The organism is Pedobacter sp. UC225_61 (genome assembly GCF_044452285.1).
Classification (GTDB): domain Bacteria; phylum Bacteroidota; class Bacteroidia; order Sphingobacteriales; family Sphingobacteriaceae; genus Pedobacter.
This window is the reverse complement of sequence record NZ_JBIOAL010000001.1, coordinates 3,589,082-3,608,800: the sequence shown is the minus strand read 5'-3', so window position 1 is coordinate 3,608,800 and position 19,719 is coordinate 3,589,082. Positions and strand designations below refer to the sequence as shown.

Here is a 19,719-nt window from a genome sequence, read left to right as displayed (position 1 = left end):
ATTATTTAATGATATTAAAGGCAATAAGTATAGTAGTAATGAAAAGAACTATTAAACCAAATAAGAACAAAATATCTGCACTTCGCTCCATTTTTAGTGCACGAGCAGTTGTACTTCGCATGCCAAGAAAAGATAACAAGCAACTGCTCATAAATACGATAATTGCTAAAGCTGCACCTTCATCAATAAAGGTGGATTCTGTTAATTTGGAAATCTTAACTGATGTTAAAACAATAAAACAAAAGCCTAATAAATTGGCAGATGTAGTTAAAATATGTGGTGACCTATTTTCTTTTTCAGGTTTCATTATTCTGCTTCTTCAAGCTTTATTTTTTTGGTAATTCGATATACTTTACGTTTTCTTGGTGTAGCTTTTTGTTCTTCACCTAATAAAATACTCCAAGGTTTTAATCCATCCGTTTTTTCAAAAATTATTTTCAACATCGCTAAATAAGGGATACATAAAAACATTCCAGAAATGCCCCAAATCATTTCGCCTACAATAATACCAATGAAAGCAAATAATGCATTGATTTTTACTTTGGAACCTACTACTAATGGCATTAAAATATTTCCGTCGATTGTATGAACTCCAATAAAAGCAAAAATGACAAATAATGCAGAAGATGCTCCAGCCGTGGCGAACGTAATTAAAGCACTTATTAATAATGCGGTAAGAATTCCTAAATATGGAATAATATTAAAAATACCTGCAATAAGACCTAAAAGGATAGCATATTTTACCCCTAGCAGCGATAAAGTGATAATCATTAATAGTGAAACAATTAACATTTGAAGAAATAAACCGGTGACATATCGCCTAATAATCCTTTGTATTTCTCTTACAATATCATTCACTTTTGCTTTATGTTCTTCGGCAAAAACGGTTGATAAAAACGTAAATAATAATCTACGGTAGTTTAAAATAAAGAAGGTGAATAATAGAGTGAATGCTAAAAATAATAAGCTAGACGAAAGGGTTAAAAGCGTAGTTCCGATAACAACGGCACTCGTAGCTAATGATTTTTCTATACCATCGGTTAAATATGATTTTTGTTTGTATTCATTAATATGAAATGTTTTGGCTACCCAACTTTGTATGTCGTGAAAAGCCGTAGTTACTTGTTGTACCAATAAAGGCCAATCTGCCCAAAGTTCTGTTAATTGATTGCCTAAAAAATAAAGAATGCCATAAAGAATAGCAATCATTAAAATTACCGACGTTATTGCTGCCAAGCTTCTTTTAAATTTTAATTTTCGTTCTAAAAAATTGGCAAGCGGCAAGAGTAAAAAAGCCATTAACAACGAAAATAACAAGGGTGCCAATAAGCTTTTGCCTAAAATGGCTAAATAACCTAGCATTAGGATGCATAAAAGCACTAAGGCTAACTTGGCAATAAAAGGCAAGGAGATTTCTTTCATGGCGATAATTTTTAATAAAGATAAAAGATTGCTTTAGAATTGCTCTATTGTTAATTGTGTTTATTGCGAAATAGAAAGAACTACTCTACTTTAACCGCTCTGAGCATTTCTCTTTTTCCAGGAGCGCCAGGCAATTTTTCGATGGTAAAACCACAGCTTTTAACTGCTCGTTTTAAATTTCCGGTAATGGCGTAGCTTACGAAAACACCACCAACATTAAGGAAACTACAAGCATGTGCAATCATTTCATTTGTCCACATTTCGGGTTGATGTTGTACCGAAAACGCATCGTAATATAATACATCAAATTGTTTCGGAGCTTTAAAATCAGTTAGTTTTGTGTGGGCAATTTCTAATCCACAAAGCGATGATAAAGGTTGTTTTTGAATTAAGCTTGCTTCGTAGTGAGTAATGAATTTTTGCCAAACCTCTTGAGTAACATATTGCTCATAGCCTGTTTTTTCAATCACTTCTTTTGAAAGTGGAAAAGCTTCAATGCCAGTATAATTTAATTTAATGTTGTTTTCTTCGCAATGTGCAAAACTTAAAATGAAATTTAAGCCTGTTCCAAAACCTACTTCTAATACACTAATTTCCTTTTCTTCTTTTTGGGAGATGGTATGTTTTAATCCAGCATCTAAAAAAACATGTTTACTTTCTTGCAGTGCACCATGAGCAGAGTGGTAATGTTCACCGATGGTTTCATTAAATAACGTATTAGAGCCATCAGCGGTTTGGGTAAGGATATTCATCGTCAGATCAGGATTAAAATGATTTTAGGATTTTCAGGATTAGGTTGCAAATTTAGTATTTTGCTTTAGCATTGGTTTTTTATCTTTGGTCTTTCAGCTTTAATCTTTCAATTTATGGATATAGAAACTTTTAGAGAATACTGTTTAAGCTTCCCAGGTACTACAGAGGGTATAAAATGGGAACATCTTTGTTTTATGATTGAAGATAAAATTTTTGTAATTATTGCCATTGATGAAGGAAATAGCTTTTCGACAAAATGTACACCAGAAGAATTCGAAGAGTTAGCGGCTCGTGATGGTATTCGTCAAGCTTCGCATATGGCTAAAAAGCAATGGGTGCAAATAGATAATTTAGAGGTATTGAATGATACGGAATTGAAAAAACGTGTTGCTACTTCTAGGTCTTTGGTATTGAGTAAGCTTCCCAAGAAAGTTCAGGAAAAGTATAAATAAAAAAACGCCATTTCGAAAGCAACGAAATGGCGTTTTTTTATCTAGTAGCTAAAAACTTTACCACAACCTAATTCTATCTTCTGGTTTTTTATACAATTTATCTCCTGGTTTTACATCAAATGCTTCATACCACGCATCCATATTTACAGGTGCACCTATTGTTCTGTATGGACCTGGTGAATGTGGATCTGTTTTAATTAACTGTGCTGCTGCTTCTGGTAAAATGTTACCTCGCCAAACTTGTGCCCATGATAAGAAGAAACGTTGATCTGGTGTAAAACCATCAATTTTCTCATTACTCTGACCTTGTTTAGTCATTTTAAAAGCAGTATAGGCAGCGTTTAATCCACCTAAATCTCCAATGTTTTCGCCCATAGTCAACTTACCCAGTACGTGAATGGTATCCACTACAGTGTATGCACTAAACTGATCTCCTAAAGCTTTTGTTTTTTCATTGAATTTTGTGCGATCTTCATCAGTCCACCAGTTTCTAAGATTTCCATCTTTATCATATTGACTTCCAGTATCGTCAAAACCATGGCTCATTTCATGACCAATCACAGCGCCAATACCACCATAATTTACAGCATCATCTGCATTTGGAGCAAAGAAAGGGAATTGTAAAATCCCAGCAGGGAAAACAATTTCATTCATCGTTGGACTGTAAGAAGCATTAACTGTTGGAGGTGTCATGCCAAAACGAGTTCTATCAACAGGTTTTCCTAATCTGTTAATGTTTTCGTTATATCCCCAAATACCTGCATTACGTAAATTTTGGAAATAAGTAGCTCGATTAATTTCTAAACCATCATATGTTTGCCATTTAGTAGTGTAACCAACTTTTGGTGTAAAAGCATGTAGCTTTTCTAATGCTTTTTGTTTGGTGGCCGCACTCATCCATTCCAAACCATTAATTCTAATCTCAAAAGCTTTACGCAAGTTTACGATCATTTGATCCATACGTACTTTTGCATCAGGCTTAAAATATTTGGCCACATACAATTGACCTAATAATTCGCCAATCGTACGATCTGTTAATGACGACATTGTTTGCCAACGTGGGGTTTGCACCTTCTGACCAGTTTGAGCTTGCGTAAATGCAAATGATGCATTAACAAACGGCGAACTTAAATTATTAGCAGCTCCTTTTAGAATATTCCACTCCAAATACGTTTTCCAATCTGCCAATGGTACACTCGTTAACATATCATTTAAGTTTTTAAAGAAGGAAGTCGAATTAACTAACACTGTATCTTGTCCAACAACCTTAAGTTTAGGCATTAAAGTAGTCCAGTTAATGTTTGGAGTAATCTTATTAAATTCTACAACGGTTAATTTATTATACGTTTTATATTGGTCACGCATTTCGATACGGCTCATCTGAATTTCAGCCAACGCTTTCTCTATATTAAATACAGTGGTTGCTTTTTGTTTAGCTTCAGTTTCGCTACTACCTGTTAGTGTAAATAATTTTACCATATAGGTATTGTACGCCGCTCTAATTCGTTGACTTTGCGGATCATCTTTTAAATAGTAATCACGATCTCCTAATGTTGTTCCACCTTGCGAAATATTCACAACATATTTGGTAACATTTTTTCTATCCTGACCAACTCCAAAACCAAACATTGGACCACCAATACCTGATGTTCTCATGTAGGCAATATGATCTAAAAGACCTTGAAGATCTTTAATTTGCTTAATTTTTGCTAAATCTGCTTTGATAGGAGTATAACCTAATTTTTCTATGGTTAAACTATCCATGGCAGCGGCATAGAAATCGCCAACACGTTTGGTAACAGAACCAGCAGGTGCTTTTTTATCAGCAGCAGCAGCTTCTACTAAACTTCTAACGGCTTGTGCATTAAATTCACGAAGTTCATTAAAAGAACCCCATCGTGTTTCTTTAGCTGGTACAGGATTGTTTTTAATCCAAGTTCCACTAGCATATTGATAAAAATCATCGCCAGGTTTAACACTTAGATCCATATTAGCTGGATCAATCAATTTTTTGGGGATATTTTGTGCATAGGCGGATAAACTGCCTGCCAAAATTCCTAAAACTGTAAAATAATTTTTGAGTTGTTGAATTTTCATGCTTTAATAAATAGTTAAAGTTGAAAATTAAGAAATACCTATCGAACTCGTATGAAGTTAATAGAAATATTACTTGTTAAACCAGTAATAGATTCTGCTTAAACCAATTTTGCGGAAAATTTCGCTGTTAAATATTGATAATCTAAACGATTTCATGTCTTTGCGGTTATAGTATATTAACATATTTTAACACTTTTTATTGTGCAGCACAGAAAAATCAATATAAAAATGTGCCTTGTGGTTAATTAATTACGTAATTTTGAATTATTCTAAATAAAATGGAAAAAGAAAAGCATTTACATAATAAACAAACCGATGCGTGCTGCAGCCACGATCACGGTCATCATCATGAAGATGGTGATGAACACGATCACGACCATGGAGATGCTTCTTCTTTTAAAACCTATTTGCCAGCAATTTTTAGTTTAGCTCTATTAATAGTTGCCATTGCATTTGATTATTTTAAAGTAGATTTTTTCACTAATTACATTCGTATTGCATGGTATATAGTGGCTTATATACCAGTTTCTTATCCAGTTATTAAAGAAGCAGTCCAAACCATATTAAGTGGAGAAGTTTTTACAGAATTTCTATTAATGGCATTAGCAACTATTGGCGCATTAGCTCTTGGCGAATATCCAGAAGCCGTTGCAGTAATGCTATTTTATACTGTTGGAGAATTATTTCAAGGAGCTGCAGTTGCTGGTGCTAAAAAAAATATAAAAGCATTATTAGATGTTAGGCCAGATACAGCGAATGTTTTTAGAAATGAAAAATTTGAAAGCGTAAAACCAGAAACGGTAGCAATTGGAGAAACTATTCAATTAAAGGCAGGAGAGAAAGCTCCATTAGATGGTGAATTGATAAGTGATAGTTCGAGTTTTAATACCGCTGCTTTAACTGGTGAAAGTACACCGAAAACTTTTAGAAAAGGTGAAACTGTTTTAGCTGGAATGCTAAACCTTGATCAAGTTATAACACTGAAAGTAACAAAGAAATTTGCAGACAGTGCTTTATCTCGAATTTTAGAAATGGTACAATCGGCAACTTCACGTAAAGCAAAAACAGAGTTGTTTATTCGAAAATTTGCTAAAATTTATACACCAATCGTTTTCTTTTTAGCCCTTGCACTAGTGGTGTTGCCTTATTTTATTGTCTCAGATTATCAATTTCAAACTTGGTTATACCGTGCATTAGTATTTTTGGTTATTTCCTGTCCTTGTGCCTTAGTAATTTCCATTCCATTAGGATATTTTGGAGGGATTGGAGCAGCATCTGCCAATGGAATTTTATTTAAAGGATCTAACTTTTTAGATGTAATTACTCAAATTAACACTGTAGTATTAGATAAAACAGGAACGTTAACACATGGTGTTTTTAAGGTTTCGGCAATAAAAGCTGAAATTGATGAAGCGAAGTTTATGACGTTGTTAGCTTCAATAGAAAGTCAATCTACCCATCCAATTGCAAAGGCCATTGTAGCGCATCATGGTGATAAAAAGCTACTTAAAGTAAATGATGTAAAAGAAATTTCGGGTCATGGTTTAACTGCTGAAATTGAAAATCAAAAGATAGTTGCTGGAAATACTAAACTATTTAAAAAGTTTAAATTAAAGTATCCAGCAGATGTTGATGAAGAAGTCGAAACCATAGTTTTATTAGCTGTTGATGATACATACGCTGGTTATGTAACTATCACTGATGAATTAAAATCAGATGCAAAACAAGCTATTCAAGAATTGCATAAAAATGGTGTTAGTCAAATTGTAATGCTAAGTGGCGATAAAGATTCGATTACTCAAAAAATTGCTGCAACATTAGGAATTGACGTTGCGCATGGAGATTTACTACCCGAAGATAAAGTTGCTCGATTAGAAGAACTAAAGAAGGATAAAACTCGCGTAGTTGCTTTTGTAGGTGACGGAATTAATGATGCGCCAGTTTTAGCATTAAGCGATTTAGGGATGGCAATGGGGGCAATGGGTAGCGATGTGGCCATTGAATCTGCTGATGTTGTTATACAAAATGATCAGCCGAGTAGAATTGTAACTGCTATTAAAATTGGTAAAGCAACAAAAAGTGTAGTGTATCAAAATATTACACTTGCTTTTGTAGTAAAAGCTGTGGTTTTAATTTTAGGAGCTGGTGGTTTAGCCACCATGTGGGAGGCAGTTTTTGCCGATGTTGGTGTTGCATTTTTGGCAATTTTAAATGCAATTCGAATTCAAAAAATGAAATTTTAATTGCTGAAATTTAAAATAGAAATCTTTACTGTCTGTCTCTAAATTAGTGGTATAATGACTTTCTAGGCAAAGTGACCCTTTTCTGCTTTGGTCTTTTCCGCCTAAAAATGTATTTTTACCAGCTAAATTCGACACCAACATATAAATGAGCATATCTACTAAATACAATCCTACAGAAACAGAAGATAAATGGTATAGCTATTGGCTTGATAAAAAGTTTTTTCATTCAGAACCTGATGAACGTGAGCCTTACACCATTGTAATTCCACCACCAAATGTTACTGGCGTATTGCACATGGGGCATATGTTAAACAATACCATTCAGGATGTATTGATTCGGAAAGCTCGTATGCAAGGTAAAAATGCATGTTGGGTTCCTGGAACTGACCACGCCTCAATTGCAACAGAAGCTAAGGTTGTAGCGATGCTGAAGGAAAGAGGAATTAATAAAAAAGATATTTCTCGTGAAGAATTTTTAAAATATGCGTGGGAGTGGAAGGAGAAGTATGGTGGTATCATTTTAGAACAGTTAAAAAAATTAGGTGCTAGTTGCGATTGGGATAGAACACGTTTTACCATGGAAGAAGATCTTTCGGAAGCGGTAATTGGTTCTTTTATCCATTTGTACAAAAAAGGTTGGATTTATCGTGGTATACGCATGGTAAACTGGGACCCGGCAGGAAAAACTGCAGTTTCTGATGAAGAAGTGATTCGTAAAGAAGTAAATCAGAAATTATATTACATCAACTATTTAATTGCTGGAACTACTGATCAATTTTTAACCATTGCGACCACTCGGCCTGAAACGATTATGGCCGATGCAGCGATTTGTATTAACCCTAACGATGAACGTTTTACACATCTAAAAGGCAAAAAGGTCTTCGTGCCTTTGGTTAATCACGAAATTCCAGTTATTGAAGATGAATATGTAGATATTGAATTTGGGACAGGTTGTTTAAAAGTTACTCCAGCGCATGATTTGAACGATTACGAGTTAGGTGTAAAACACAAATTGCCAGTTATAGATATTTTAAATGACGATGGAACTTTAAATGAGTTAGCCGTTATTTTGGTAGGTGAAGATAGATTTGTAGCTCGTAAAAAGATTGCCAAAATGCTTGAAGAAGCGGGTCATCTAGAGAAGATTGAAGATTATAAGTCACAAGTTGGTTTCTCTGAACGTACAGATGCAGCTATAGAACCAAAACTTTCTATGCAATGGTTTGTGAAAATGAAAGAGATGGCGCAACCAGCTTTAGATGATGTGTTGAATGGAGATGTAAACTTAATTCCTAATAAGTTCGAAAATACGTATCGTCATTGGATGGAAAATGTGCGTGATTGGAATATTTCTCGTCAATTATGGTGGGGACAACGCATTCCAGCTTGGTATGATGATAAAGGAGATTGGGTAGTTGCAAAAACCAAAGATGAAGCATTAGAAGAGTTCTGGAAAAAGAAAAACCTAGTGGATGCAGCGGCTGATAAAGCTGGATTTAAAAAACAATTGGAGCCATTTTTAAAACAGGATGATGATGTAATGGATACCTGGTTCTCTTCTTGGTTATGGCCGATATCTGTTTTTGATGGGTTTAAAAATCCTGACAATAAAGACATTAATTACTACTATCCAACCAATGACTTAGTAACGGCACCAGAAATTTTGTTTTTCTGGGTGGCTAGAATGATTATGGCTGGACATGAGTTTATGGGCAAAAAACCATTTACAAATGTGTATTTAACAGGTATTGTCCGAGATAAATTAGGTAGAAAAATGTCTAAATCGTTAGGAAATTCTCCCGATCCAATTGGGTTAATTGAAAAATACGGAGCAGATGGTGTGAGAGTTGGTATGTTAATGTCATCTCCTGCTGGTAACGATTTAATGTTTGATGAAACCTATTGCGAACAAGGAAGAAACTTTGCCAATAAAATATGGAATGCTTTTCGTTTGGTTAAAGGTTGGGAAGTTGATGAAAATTTAGAAAACCCTAATCAACAAGCAATTAATTGGTTCGAAAATCGCTTTAACGAAGCATTAACAGAGATCGAATCCAACTTTAAACAATACCGTTTATCTGAAGCTTTAATGGCAACTTATAAACTGGTATGGGATGATTTCTGCGCATGGTATTTAGAAATGGTAAAACCTGCATATCAACATCCAATTGATGCAGCAACTAAGAAAATCACTATCCAATATTTTGAAGAAATTTTGAAATTATTACATCCATTTATGCCATTCTTAACTGAAGAACTGTACCATGATGAGTTGTTTGGTGTGCGTGCAGAAATGGACTGTTGTATAGTTGCAAATTACCCAACAATTGGCAAAGCTGATGAAACGTTATTAAAAGAAGCAGAACTAATTAAAGAATTGATTTCTGAAATTAGAAATGTGAGAAATACACGTCAAATTTCGCCTAAAGATGCGTTGCCATTAAGTATAAAAGTAAATTCAGGTTTAGATTACGAAAAATGGATTAACAATGTATTTAAATTGGCAAATATTAATGAGGTAGAGTTAGTGAACGATAAAATTGCTGGTGCAGCTAGTTTTATGGTAGGAAATGATGAATTCTTCATCGTTTTAAATGAAAATGTAGATTTAGACGCAGAGAAAGAACGATTATCGAAAGAATTGGAATATTTACAAGGTTTCTTGAAATCGGTTGATGCGAAATTAAGTAATGAGCGTTTTGTGCAAAATGCAAAACCAGAGATTATTGCAAACGAACGCAATAAAAAGGCCGATGCAGAATCGAAAATTAAAATCATAACTGAAAGTTTAGAAACGTTAGAAGGATAATTTAAATGAAATCAAAAGGATTTGTATTAGTTATTGCACTTTTTGTTGTTCTTTTAGGATGTACTAATGAACAAAAAACCGATGCTAAAATCACTTATCAATCGAAGATTTTTATAGAACAAAGTTTAATCGACTATATAAATAAAAATCCAGAGTTAAATAGTGAAGACAGTGTTGTTTATGCTGAGGCGCTTGATAAGTTTCAAAGAGAAATTAAGGGTTTGAGTAACCATATAGATTTTTTGGTAGATTTTCCTTTGCAGGCAACAAACATTCGTGATACCGTAATGGGAACGAAAAGTTTTAAGATTGCTACTTTTGAAACGTATACAGATTTACTTCGTAATAAAGGTTCTTTGCTGAACCAAATGAAATTAAGAATAAATGGCATTTTCCAATTTGATGATGAAGCAAAAGGCTTGGTATTGGGTGGTAAATATTACCTAAAGGCATTAATTTATAAACAAGGCAAACGTGCAGATGTAAATTATTATAAAAAAACCAATGGTTCTATTTATGTTTTAGGCGTTTACCCTATGCAGGTTAAAAAATTAAAACCTGTTTCTTCTACAGAAAAAATGGCTAACTTGAATTTATAATTCCTTAATCTAATGAGAAAATTATTGTATGTGTTAATGGCGATAGCTTTATTCGCCTGTTCTGAAAGCCCGAAAGGATTTGATTCTAAGATTTTTCTTGAAAAAGAAGTTAGCGACTTTATCAAACTTAATCCTGAATGGACAAAAAATGTAAATACAGAAGCTGATGCTACCGAAAAGTTTAAGCATAAAATGATTAATCTTAGTAATGAACCTAGCTTTTTAACAGATTTTCCATTACAACTTACCGCAATAACAGATACAATAGTAAGCGATCAGGCTGTAAAGATGGGCGTATTTAAAAGTTTTAAAGATGAAGCAAGACCAAAAGAATCACTACTCAATAATTTGGAGTTAGAAATTAGAGCCATTATGCCAGCTGATCAAGCTGCTGGTTTAACAATTGATAAAAAGTATACCTTAAAAGGAATGCTATTCAAACAAGGGAAGCGAGCAGATGTGAAGTTCTTTCATGGTGCCGAAACACCAATTTATACTCTAGGGAAATATACTTTCTGGAATATTCAGACTAAAGGAATTTAATTTTTTTGTTATTAATAGGTGCCAATATAAATAAGAGAGCATTTTTTAACGATAAAAATTAATGTACTTTAAACCTATTCTAAAACGTTTGCGCAAAAATATTAAGTTAAACGCAATTACTTTCTGATTAAAAAATCATATTATTGATTTGGGTTAAATCATTTTAATCTAACCAAATAATAAATCTTTCACGTCATTTAATTGCAGTTCTAGAATGGGTAATACTAGAAGAACATTTATAAAGCAGTCGGCATTGCTTGCAGCGGCTACTTATGCTGGTACATTAACTAGCAGCGCAAAAAGTTACAGCAGAATTATTGGTGCTAACGATAGAGTTAGGGTAGGTGTAGTTGGTTTTTCCGACCGATTTAAAGACACACTTTTTCCATGTTTCCAAAATCATAATAAAGAGCTCAATTTTGATGTTGTAGGTCTTTCTGATTTATGGAGCTATCGTAGAGACTTAGGTATTGCCCATATTAAAGAAAAAATGGGTCATGACATTAAAGCATGTAGAAACAATGATGAGTTGTATGCTATGAAAGATTTGGATGCTGTAATTGTAAGTACAGCCGATTTTCAACATGCGTTACATACTATTGAAGCAGTAAAGGCTGGATGTGATGCGTATATTGAAAAACCATTTGCAGAAACAATGGCTGATGCAAAAGCAGCTTTAAAAGCAGTTAAAGAAAGCAATAAAATTGTTCAAATTGGTTCGCAACGCAGAAGTGGAGAAAATTATGCAAATGCAGCTCAGTATATTCAAGAAGGTAAATTTGGTGCAATTACTGCGGTAGATTTAGTTTGGAATGTGAACCAGCCAGGTAGATGGCGTAGACCAGATTTAGTTGCTAAACTTAAACAAGAAGATATCGATTGGAAGCGATTTTTGTTAAATCGCCCAGCAGATACTTTTGATCCAAGAAAATATTTAGAATATAGATTGTTTTGGCCCTATTCTTCAGGTATGCCAGGACAATGGATGTCGCATCAAATTGACACAGTACATTGGTTTACTAAATTAAATCATCCACGAAGTGTAGTAGCTAACGGCGGAATTTACACTTGGAAAGACGGTCGTAAAAATTGGGATTCGATGGTAGCCGTGTTTGATTATGGCCAACCAAATGGAAATGATGGTTTTCAAGTTACTTTTACCTCACGAATGCAAAACAGTGTAGGAGATGTTGGTGAAGTTTATTATTCTAATGGTGGCGAACTAAATTTAATTACCAATAAAGTATCGCCAAAAGGCGGGTTAGGCGTAAGAGAAGCAGCTGCAATGGGCATGAAACCGAATCTATTAGAACCATTTGATCTTTCCAAAAAGGTAGTTAAAGTTGAAACTGCTGCGAATATGGGTGGTGATGCGCTAACCTCTGGTCACATGCGTAATTGGATGGAATGTGTACGAAGTAGAAAAACACCTAATGCTCCAGTAGAAGCAGGATACGCACATTCGATTGCAAATATTATGACAAACGCCGCAGTTCATACTGGTGCAAAAGCCACTTTTGATGAAAAGCTACAGGAAGTAATGGCTGGCGGGAAAATCTTTAAATATTAATAAGTAATTCGTCATTGCGAGGAACGAAGTAATCTTAAAGCCATAACTAATTGCTTTAGTTGTAAAATTGATTCTTGTCTCACAATGACGGCGAATAAAAAATTAGAAAATCAACTACATAAATATGTTCAGTTACCTTAAAAAATCGTGTCTTTTAACTCTCTCATTTGTAAGTATTTTTTCAGTTGTTCATGCCCAAAAAAGTAAACCCTTATTTGATGGGAAAACTTTAAAAGGATGGAAAGCTATTGTAGGCTCAGCGCCTTATGCCATAGAAAATGGCGCAATTGTGGGAACAATGACTAAAGGATCTCCAAACTCATTTTTAGTTACAGAAAAGGAATACGGTGATTTTATCTTGGAACTAGATGTGAAATTAGAAGGAACTGAAACCAATTCTGGCATACAAACGCGTAGTCATTATGATGCCGCTGGGAATAAAGGCAAAGGAATAGTATTTGGTAGACAAGTTGAAATAGACCCAACTGCTAGAGCATGGACTGGCGGAGTGTATGATGAAGCAAGAAGACTATGGCTATATCCTTTGGAATTGAATACAGCTGCAAAATCTGCATATAAATCGGAAGAATTTAACCATTACAAAATAGAATGCATTGGTAATGAAACCAAAACTTGGGTGAATGGAATTCCTGTTGCCTATGTAATTGATACTTTAGATAAAACAGGTTTTATTGGCTTGCAAGTGCATGGAATTGGCGCAAATCTTAAATTGGATGGAAAAAAAGTATATTTTAAAAACATCAACATTCAAACAGAAAATTTAAAACCACAAGCTTTTCCAAAAGGCATTTATACTGTTAACTTAACTCCAAATACCTTATCTGCATACGAGAAGTCTAATGGGTATAAACTATTGTTTGATGGGAAAACAAATGAAGGTTGGGTTGGTGCCTATAAAACTATATTTCCAGCAAAAGGATGGGATATTGCCAATGGGCAATTAACAGTATTGCCATCAAATGGCGCAGAATCTACGAATGGTGGAGATATTGTAACCAAAGAGCAGTATGCGGCATTCGATTTATCGTTCGAATTTAAATTAAGCGAAGGTGCAAATAGTGGAGTGAAATACTTCGTAACATTGGCTGAGAAAAATACAGGTTCTGCAATTGGTTTAGAATATCAGGTATTAGATGATGAAAGACACCCAGATGCAAAATTAGGTCGTGATGGAAACAGAACCTTAGCATCATTATATGATTTACTTACTGCAAAAAAAGAAGTTCGCTATTTAAGACCAATCGGTAGTTGGAATAATGGAAGATTGGTAGTTTATCCAAACAATAAAGTTGAACATTATTTAAATGGAGTTAAAGTTTTAGAATACACTAGAGGCTCTGAAGAGTTCAAAAAATTAGTAGCTATTAGTAAATATAAAGATTGGAAAAACTTTGGCGAAGCTGCAAAAGGTCATTTGCTATTGCAAGATCATGGAAATAAAGTGAGTTTTAGAACTATAAAAATTAAAACTTTATAATGCTACGTCGTTCTTTTGTTAAAAAATCAGCTTTGCTTGGTTCGAGTATGCTACTAGCCGAAAATATTTTTGCCAGCATGACTTTAGCGCCTATTAATGTAGCTATGATTGGCTGCGGGGATAGAGGCAAAGGCGTTTTATCGGTAATTAAAGCAATGGGTGATAAATTTAACATCGTTGCATTTTGCGATGTACTTGATTTTAGACTAGAAGAAGCTAAAAAGTATGTGCCTTCATCGGCCATTGCCATAAAAGAGTACAAGAAAATTTTAGACGATAAAAAGATTGATGCTGTATTTATTGCAACACCCTTAAGCGAACATTTTAAAATTGCGAAAGATGCTGTTTTAGCTGGCAAACATGTGTATGTAGAAAAAACAATGACCTACAACATAGAGCAAGCTTTGGCACTTCGTAAGTTAGTGAAGCAATACCCTAAACAGGTTTTTCAGGTGGGTTATCAATACCGTTATTCTCCTTTGTATTTTAAAGTTAAGGAAATGATACAAAGTGGATATTTGGGTAAAGTTTCTCAGATAGATTGTCGTTGGGATAGGAATGGGAATTGGCGTAGGCCAGTACCAAATTCTGCATTGGAAAGACAAATTAACTGGCGGATGTACAAAGAATATTCTGGTGGACTCGCAGCAGAATTATTGTCGCATCAAATAGATTTTATCAATTGGGCTTTCGAAACGCAGCCAGATGAAATTATAGGCACTGGTGGAATTGATATTTTTAAAGATGGCAGAGAAACCTACGATAACATTCAAGCTACATTACGCTATCAAAAAGCTGGCATGATTGGAAATTTTGGCGCAACCTGTGGCAATGCACACGATGGATATCTATTTAAAATAAAAGGCACAAAAGGGGCTGTTAATTTATTACCTAATACTGGAATTTTTTACCCTGAAAAGGAAACAGCTAAACAATTGGGCATTGTAGATGGTGTAACTGGTGCTACAAAAATTGTAGTAAATACAGATGGTGGTATCCCAATTTTAGATAAACCCACAAAAGACGGAACTATTTACGCTTTAGAAGAATTTTATAAAGCCATTACAGAAAACAGAACACCTGTTTCTAACATAAACACGGGTACACAGGCAGCAATTTGCGTAGCCATGTGCAACGAAGCAATTTATAGCTCAAAAACCCAGTTTTGGAAGGCGGTGTATTCTTAGAAGAGAGTCGGGAAAGTCAGAAAAGTCCGAAGATAAAAGCAAGAACAAACTTGTTATTCAAAATATAATAGTCATTCAGAATATATTTGTCATTCGGAGCGCAGGGAAGAATCTATATTAAATAGCAAGAGATTCTTCCTTCGTCAGAATGACAAAGCGATTTACAAACTCTTATAATCCGGCAATTCCTCCACAAATAAAAACTTCCCTTTAGTATGGTCTATCTGCGCATAATAATGTTGTAAACCATTAGTAACCACCAACCATCTAGCTTTATAAACAGAATTATACCGAGCAGCTTGATCAAATGTAGCTTGAGTAATAGCAACCGATGGCGCTTTACATTCAATCACCATTATTTTTTCACCCAAATTATCGTACACCAAAATATCACTTCGTTTTCTGGTTTGATTTAAGCTTAATCCGCCTTCAATTTGTAGTAAAGCAGCAGGAAAGTTTTTCTCTTTAATTAAATAATGGATAAAATGTTGCCTAACCCATTCCTCAGGAGTTAAAACCAAATGCTTTTTCCGTATCTCATCAAAAATAAAGTACACATCATCCCTTTGGGTAATTTTAAAAGGATGATGTGGAAGATTAAGTGGAGTTGGGTTAAATATCGGCATTGTCCAAAGTTAATATTTGTGAATAAACTATTGCCTCAAAATCGTAAATCGTAAATGGTAAATTGTAAATTTACCGCAAATGAGTGCCATAGAAATTATAAAAGACTTAAAAGCCAGAAAATTTAAACCCTTGTATTTATTGCAGGGCGAAGAACCTTATTACATTGATCAGGTAGTTGATTACATGGAGAATAACGTGTTAAGTGATGGAGAAAGAGGTTTTAACCAAACGGTTTTGTACGGCAAAGACACCGATATGGCAACCATTTTAAATGCTGCAAAACGGTATCCGATGATGTCTGAATACCAACTCATTATTGTAAAAGAAGCACAAGATCTAAAATGGGCAAAAGAAACCGAAGGAAGCGGGAAAGAAGCAGAAGTAGTACTTAATTATTTCGAAAAGCCTTTGCAAAGTACAATTCTAGTACTGGCTTATAAATATGCCAACTTTGATAAGCGCAAAAAGATTTACAAAGCCATAAATACTAATGGCATTGTCTTTCAATCAGATCCAGTTCGCGATTACAAATTAATGCCTTGGATAGAAGAGCACATTAAAGAAAAAGGCTATCAAATTGCGCCACAAGCAGCAGCGCTGATGGCAGAATATTTGGGGACTGACCTTTCTAAAATTGCTAACGAAGTTGAAAAACTGTGTTTAAATATTAGTAAGGATACCATTATCCAAACAGATCATATTCAACGAAACATTGGGATCAGTAAAGAGTATAATGTATTCGAATTGCAAAAAGCATTAGCAGCAAGAAATGTGTTAAAATGCAATCAAATTGTGAATTACTTTGCAGATAACCCTAAAGCAAACCCAATGGTAATGGTAATGGCAAACTTGAACGCCTACTTTACTAAGATTTTAAAATACCATTACTTACCCAATAAAAACGATGCCGCTAAAGAGTTAGGCGTAAGTCCGTATTTTATTAAAGATTATGAAGCCGCTGCAAGAACATTTAATGATGCAAAAACATTCGATATCATTAGTTTATTAAGAGAATATGATCTTAAAAGTAAAGGACTAGATAGTACAGGCAATACTACTGATGGCGAATTACTAAAAGAAATGCTTTTTAAAATGATTCATTAATCGGTGTAAACTTAAGAATTAAAAACAGTACCACTTTTCAACCTCCAATAATAAAGCAATTTAACATTCGACATTTATAAGTATTTGTAATTTGTAACTAGAAAGTTATATCGCTCCTCCTGCTATTGAGACATTGCCCACTATATTTACTTTAAATTAACTTATTTACATGAAAAGAAATTTACTAACCATTTTATTAACTGTGAGTGCTATTACTTTCGCACAAGCACAAGTTAGACCGCCAAGTGGTGCGGCTGATACCACACGTAGAGGTCCGGGGGCTGCCCTAGGTTCTAACGTAAGAGCACAACCAAAACCTTACGCACAAGTAATCACCGATAAAACACTTACCCGCAGAGGGATGATTACTACCCACAAATTAGAAGATAAATTCTTTTTTGAAATTGCTGATACTACTTTAGGTAGAGATATTTTAGTAGTAAGCCGTATTGCTAAATCTGGTGCAGATGTAAGAGCTGCACAAGGTTATGCTGGAGATGTGATTGGAAGTACAGTTATCCGTTTTGAGAAAGGACCAAATAATCGCATTTTTATGCGTAAAGTAAGTTTTAAAACTTACAGTCCAGATAGTACTGCTTCAATGTATCAGTCATTAAAAAACTCAAACATCCAAGCCATTGCAGCATCTTTTAACATTGCTGCATATAGTCCAGATAAAACTGCAAGCGTAATCGATGTTACTGACTACATTAATAGTGATAATGATATTTTCTATTTCAGTTCACCAGCATCTAAAACTAGATTTAGATTAGGTGCACAATTATCAGATCGTAGCTATATCCAAAACATGCGTAGTTTTCCACTTAACGTAGAAATAAGTACCACGAAAACGTATAGCCTAACAGCTGCGGCATCACCATTTGGTCCAGCAGCGCCAACAGGTGGAGGCGGGGGCGCTTCTGCAGGTTCTGCAACTATAGAATTAAACACATCATTAGTTATTTTGCCAAAAGTACCTATGAAAGCAAGATACGCTGATCCTCGTGTTGGTTATTTCACAGTGGGGTACACCGACTTTGATTTAAATCCACAAGGTGTAAAAGAAATCGACTTAATTAAGCGTTGGAGATTAGAACCTAAACCACAAGATTTAGCAAAATACAAACGTGGAGAATTAGTAGAGCCACAAAAACAAATTGTTTATTATATCGATCCAGCAACTCCAAAAAAATGGGTTCCATATTTAATTGCAGGGGTTAACGATTGGGCAAAAGCATTCGAAAAAGCGGGTTTCAAAAATGCAGTAATAGCTAAAGAAGCACCTACATTTGCACAAGATTCAACGTGGAGTATAGATGATGCTCGTCACTCGGCAATTGTGTACAAACCTTCAGAAATTGCTAATGCCAGCGGACCAAGTATTTCAGATCCTCGTAGTGGAGAAATTATGGAAAGTCACATTAACTGGTTCCACAATGTGCAGTCATTAGTACACGATTGGTACATGATTCAAACAGCTGCAGTTGATCCAAGAGCTCGTAAAATGGTATTTAGTGATGAATTAATGGGCGATTTAATTCGTTTCGTTTCTTCACACGAAGTTGGCCATACCTTAGGCTTATTGCACAATTACGGTTCAAGTTCAACTGTACCAGTAGAAAACTTACGTAATAAAAAATGGGTAGAAGAAAATGGACATACACCATCTATTATGGATTATGCTCGTTTCAACTATGTTGCGCAACCAGAAGATAATATTAGTGCAAAAGGATTATATCCTCGCATTGGCGATTACGATAGATGGGCAATTGAATGGGGATATAAATACTATGCAGATACAAAAACTCCTGGAGATGAAGTAGAAAGATTAAATAAAGCAGTAATCGAATCTGCTAAAAACAGACGTTTATGGTTTGGTACAGAATCTAATCCAGATGATCCACATTCGCAAAACGAAGATTTAAGTGATAACGCCATGAAAGCGAGTGATTATGGTATTAAAAACCTAAAAGTGATTTTGCCAAACTTACCAGCATGGACAAAAGAAGCAAATGAAGGATACGATAATTTAGCAAATATGTATGGTCAATTAACAACCCAATTCGGTCGTTATATGGGTCACGTAGCTAAAAACGTGGGTGGCGTTTACGAAAACCCTAAAATGGTAGAGCAAGCTGGTTTAGTTTACGAACGCACACCAGCAGCAACGCAAAAGGAAGCAATGGATTTCTTAAACAGGCAATTGTTTACCACACCAAAATGGTTATTAAATCAGTCTATTTTAGATAATATCGATCAAAACCCATTAGAAGTAGTTGCTAGATTACAAGGAAATACATTAAACCGTTTATTAAGCACTAGCACCTTAAGTAAATTAGTAGCTGCAGAAGCTGCAGATGGTGCAACAGCGTATAAAATCACAGATTTATTTACAGATTTAAATAGTTCGATTTTCACAGAGTTAAAATCAAGTGCTGCAATTGATGTATATCGTCGTAACTTACAAAAGGCATACGTAGAAAAATTAATTTCAATTGTAAACCCAGCTCCAGCACCAACAGCTACTAATGCCATTTTGGTAGGTAGAGGAGGTGCTCCAAGCGGTTTAACATCTTCACAAAGCGATGTGATGTCAGTTGTAAAAGGTCAATTACGCGAATTATATTTTAGTACTAAATCTGCTGCCTCTTCACAAGCAGATTCTCTAAGCAAATACCATTTGTTAGATTTAACAGACCGTATCGAAAATGCGTTAGATAAAAAGAAAGATTAAGTACTTCACAACTAAATAAAAAAGCGTCTCGATTTCACATCGGGGCGCTTTTTTATTTAGTCGTTTTTGCTAACAGTGCAA

15 protein-coding genes are annotated in these 19,719 nt (G+C 34.7%); 10 read left to right on the top strand and 5 right to left on the bottom strand.

The window, feature by feature from the left end:
- Position 1: 1 nt before the first annotated feature.
- From ACHMWN_RS16435 to mnmD, 3 genes are all read right to left on the bottom strand, one after another.
- A complete protein-coding gene (locus ACHMWN_RS16435; protein ID WP_397303320.1) occupies positions 2-307 on the bottom strand; it encodes a hypothetical protein in 306 nt (101 codons plus the stop codon).
- A complete protein-coding gene (locus ACHMWN_RS16430) occupies positions 307-1,422 on the bottom strand; it encodes an AI-2E family transporter (RefSeq protein ID WP_397303318.1) in 1,116 nt (371 codons plus the stop codon). The genes ACHMWN_RS16435 and ACHMWN_RS16430 overlap by 1 nt, the downstream gene beginning before the upstream one ends.
- Positions 1,423-1,502: 80 nt before the next feature.
- A complete protein-coding gene (mnmD, locus tag ACHMWN_RS16425; protein ID WP_397303315.1) occupies positions 1,503-2,174 on the bottom strand; it encodes a tRNA (5-methylaminomethyl-2-thiouridine)(34)-methyltransferase MnmD in 672 nt (223 codons plus the stop codon).
- Between the two features lie 114 nt (positions 2,175-2,288).
- Here mnmD and ACHMWN_RS16420 point away from each other — a divergent pair, with 114 nt between their 5' ends.
- Positions 2,289-2,627, top strand: a complete 339-nt coding sequence (locus ACHMWN_RS16420) for an MmcQ/YjbR family DNA-binding protein (RefSeq protein ID WP_397303313.1) — start codon at positions 2,289-2,291, stop codon at positions 2,625-2,627.
- Between the two features lie 57 nt (positions 2,628-2,684).
- Here ACHMWN_RS16420 and ACHMWN_RS16415 read toward each other — a convergent pair whose 3' ends face one another.
- Entirely contained in the window at positions 2,685-4,724 is a 2,040-nt protein-coding gene (locus ACHMWN_RS16415) for a M13 family metallopeptidase (RefSeq protein WP_397303311.1), read from the bottom strand.
- A gap of 278 nt (positions 4,725-5,002) precedes the next feature.
- Between ACHMWN_RS16415 and ACHMWN_RS16410 the strand changes: the two genes are divergently transcribed.
- The 7 genes from ACHMWN_RS16410 (at position 5,003) to ACHMWN_RS16380 (ending at position 15,173) form a co-directional block, all read left to right on the top strand.
- Positions 5,003-6,967, top strand: coding sequence for a heavy metal translocating P-type ATPase (locus tag ACHMWN_RS16410; RefSeq protein WP_397303309.1), 1,965 nt, complete (start codon positions 5,003-5,005; stop codon positions 6,965-6,967).
- Positions 6,968-7,112: 145 nt separating this feature from the next.
- Positions 7,113-9,776: a valine--tRNA ligase gene (locus tag ACHMWN_RS16405; protein ID WP_397303307.1), complete on the top strand. Its 2,664-nt coding sequence runs from the start codon at positions 7,113-7,115 to the stop codon at positions 9,774-9,776.
- A gap of 5 nt (positions 9,777-9,781) precedes the next feature.
- Positions 9,782-10,375, top strand: coding sequence for a hypothetical protein (locus ACHMWN_RS16400; protein ID WP_397303305.1), 594 nt, complete (start codon positions 9,782-9,784; stop codon positions 10,373-10,375).
- 12 nt (positions 10,376-10,387) lie between these two features.
- Complete coding sequence (locus ACHMWN_RS16395) at positions 10,388-10,918, top strand: hypothetical protein (protein WP_397303302.1); 531 nt, start codon at positions 10,388-10,390, stop codon at positions 10,916-10,918.
- Positions 10,919-11,132: 214 nt separating this feature from the next.
- Positions 11,133-12,488, top strand: coding sequence for a Gfo/Idh/MocA family protein (locus tag ACHMWN_RS16390; RefSeq protein ID WP_397303299.1), 1,356 nt, complete (start codon positions 11,133-11,135; stop codon positions 12,486-12,488).
- 124 nt (positions 12,489-12,612) lie between these two features.
- Positions 12,613-13,986, top strand: coding sequence for a DUF1080 domain-containing protein (locus tag ACHMWN_RS16385; RefSeq protein WP_397303297.1), 1,374 nt, complete (start codon positions 12,613-12,615; stop codon positions 13,984-13,986).
- Entirely contained in the window at positions 13,986-15,173 is a 1,188-nt protein-coding gene (locus ACHMWN_RS16380) for a Gfo/Idh/MocA family protein (protein WP_397303294.1), read from the top strand. Before ACHMWN_RS16385 ends, ACHMWN_RS16380 begins: the two co-directional genes overlap by 1 nt.
- Positions 15,174-15,334: 161 nt before the next feature.
- On the opposite strand, the gene ACHMWN_RS16375 is transcribed toward ACHMWN_RS16380, so the two are convergent.
- A complete protein-coding gene (locus tag ACHMWN_RS16375; protein ID WP_397303292.1) occupies positions 15,335-15,799 on the bottom strand; it encodes a type I restriction enzyme HsdR N-terminal domain-containing protein in 465 nt (154 codons plus the stop codon).
- Positions 15,800-15,878: 79 nt separating this feature from the next.
- Between ACHMWN_RS16375 and holA the strand changes: the two genes are divergently transcribed.
- The gene (gene holA, locus ACHMWN_RS16370) at positions 15,879-16,904 is read left to right on the top strand and encodes a DNA polymerase III subunit delta (RefSeq protein ID WP_397303289.1); all 1,026 of its coding nucleotides are present in this window, start codon (positions 15,879-15,881) and stop codon (positions 16,902-16,904) included.
- Positions 16,905-17,073: 169 nt separating this feature from the next.
- Entirely contained in the window at positions 17,074-19,638 is a 2,565-nt protein-coding gene (locus ACHMWN_RS16365; protein ID WP_397303287.1) for a zinc-dependent metalloprotease, read from the top strand.
- Positions 19,639-19,719: the final 81 nt, after the last annotated feature.

Excerpts from the sequence above, each read along its gene's own strand:
- ACHMWN_RS16435 (WP_397303320.1), bottom strand. The coding sequence starts at position 307 with ATGAAACCTGAAAAAGAAAATAGGTCACCACATATTTTAACTACATCT.
- ACHMWN_RS16430 (WP_397303318.1), bottom strand. The coding sequence starts at position 1,422 with ATGAAAGAAATCTCCTTGCCTTTTATTGCCAAGTTAGCCTTAGTGCTT.
- mnmD (WP_397303315.1), bottom strand. The coding sequence starts at position 2,174 with ATGAATATCCTTACCCAAACCGCTGATGGCTCTAATACGTTATTTAAT.
- ACHMWN_RS16420 (WP_397303313.1), top strand. The coding sequence starts at position 2,289 with ATGGATATAGAAACTTTTAGAGAATACTGTTTAAGCTTCCCAGGTACT.
- ACHMWN_RS16415 (WP_397303311.1), bottom strand. The coding sequence starts at position 4,724 with ATGAAAATTCAACAACTCAAAAATTATTTTACAGTTTTAGGAATTTTG.
- ACHMWN_RS16410 (WP_397303309.1), top strand. The coding sequence starts at position 5,003 with ATGGAAAAAGAAAAGCATTTACATAATAAACAAACCGATGCGTGCTGC.
- ACHMWN_RS16405 (WP_397303307.1), top strand. The coding sequence starts at position 7,113 with ATGAGCATATCTACTAAATACAATCCTACAGAAACAGAAGATAAATGG.
- ACHMWN_RS16400 (WP_397303305.1), top strand. The coding sequence starts at position 9,782 with ATGAAATCAAAAGGATTTGTATTAGTTATTGCACTTTTTGTTGTTCTT.
- ACHMWN_RS16395 (WP_397303302.1), top strand. The coding sequence starts at position 10,388 with ATGAGAAAATTATTGTATGTGTTAATGGCGATAGCTTTATTCGCCTGT.
- ACHMWN_RS16390 (WP_397303299.1), top strand. The coding sequence starts at position 11,133 with ATGGGTAATACTAGAAGAACATTTATAAAGCAGTCGGCATTGCTTGCA.
- ACHMWN_RS16385 (WP_397303297.1), top strand. The coding sequence starts at position 12,613 with ATGTTCAGTTACCTTAAAAAATCGTGTCTTTTAACTCTCTCATTTGTA.
- ACHMWN_RS16380 (WP_397303294.1), top strand. The coding sequence starts at position 13,986 with ATGCTACGTCGTTCTTTTGTTAAAAAATCAGCTTTGCTTGGTTCGAGT.
- ACHMWN_RS16375 (WP_397303292.1), bottom strand. The coding sequence starts at position 15,799 with ATGCCGATATTTAACCCAACTCCACTTAATCTTCCACATCATCCTTTT.
- holA (WP_397303289.1), top strand. The coding sequence starts at position 15,879 with ATGAGTGCCATAGAAATTATAAAAGACTTAAAAGCCAGAAAATTTAAA.
- ACHMWN_RS16365 (WP_397303287.1), top strand. The coding sequence starts at position 17,074 with ATGAAAAGAAATTTACTAACCATTTTATTAACTGTGAGTGCTATTACT.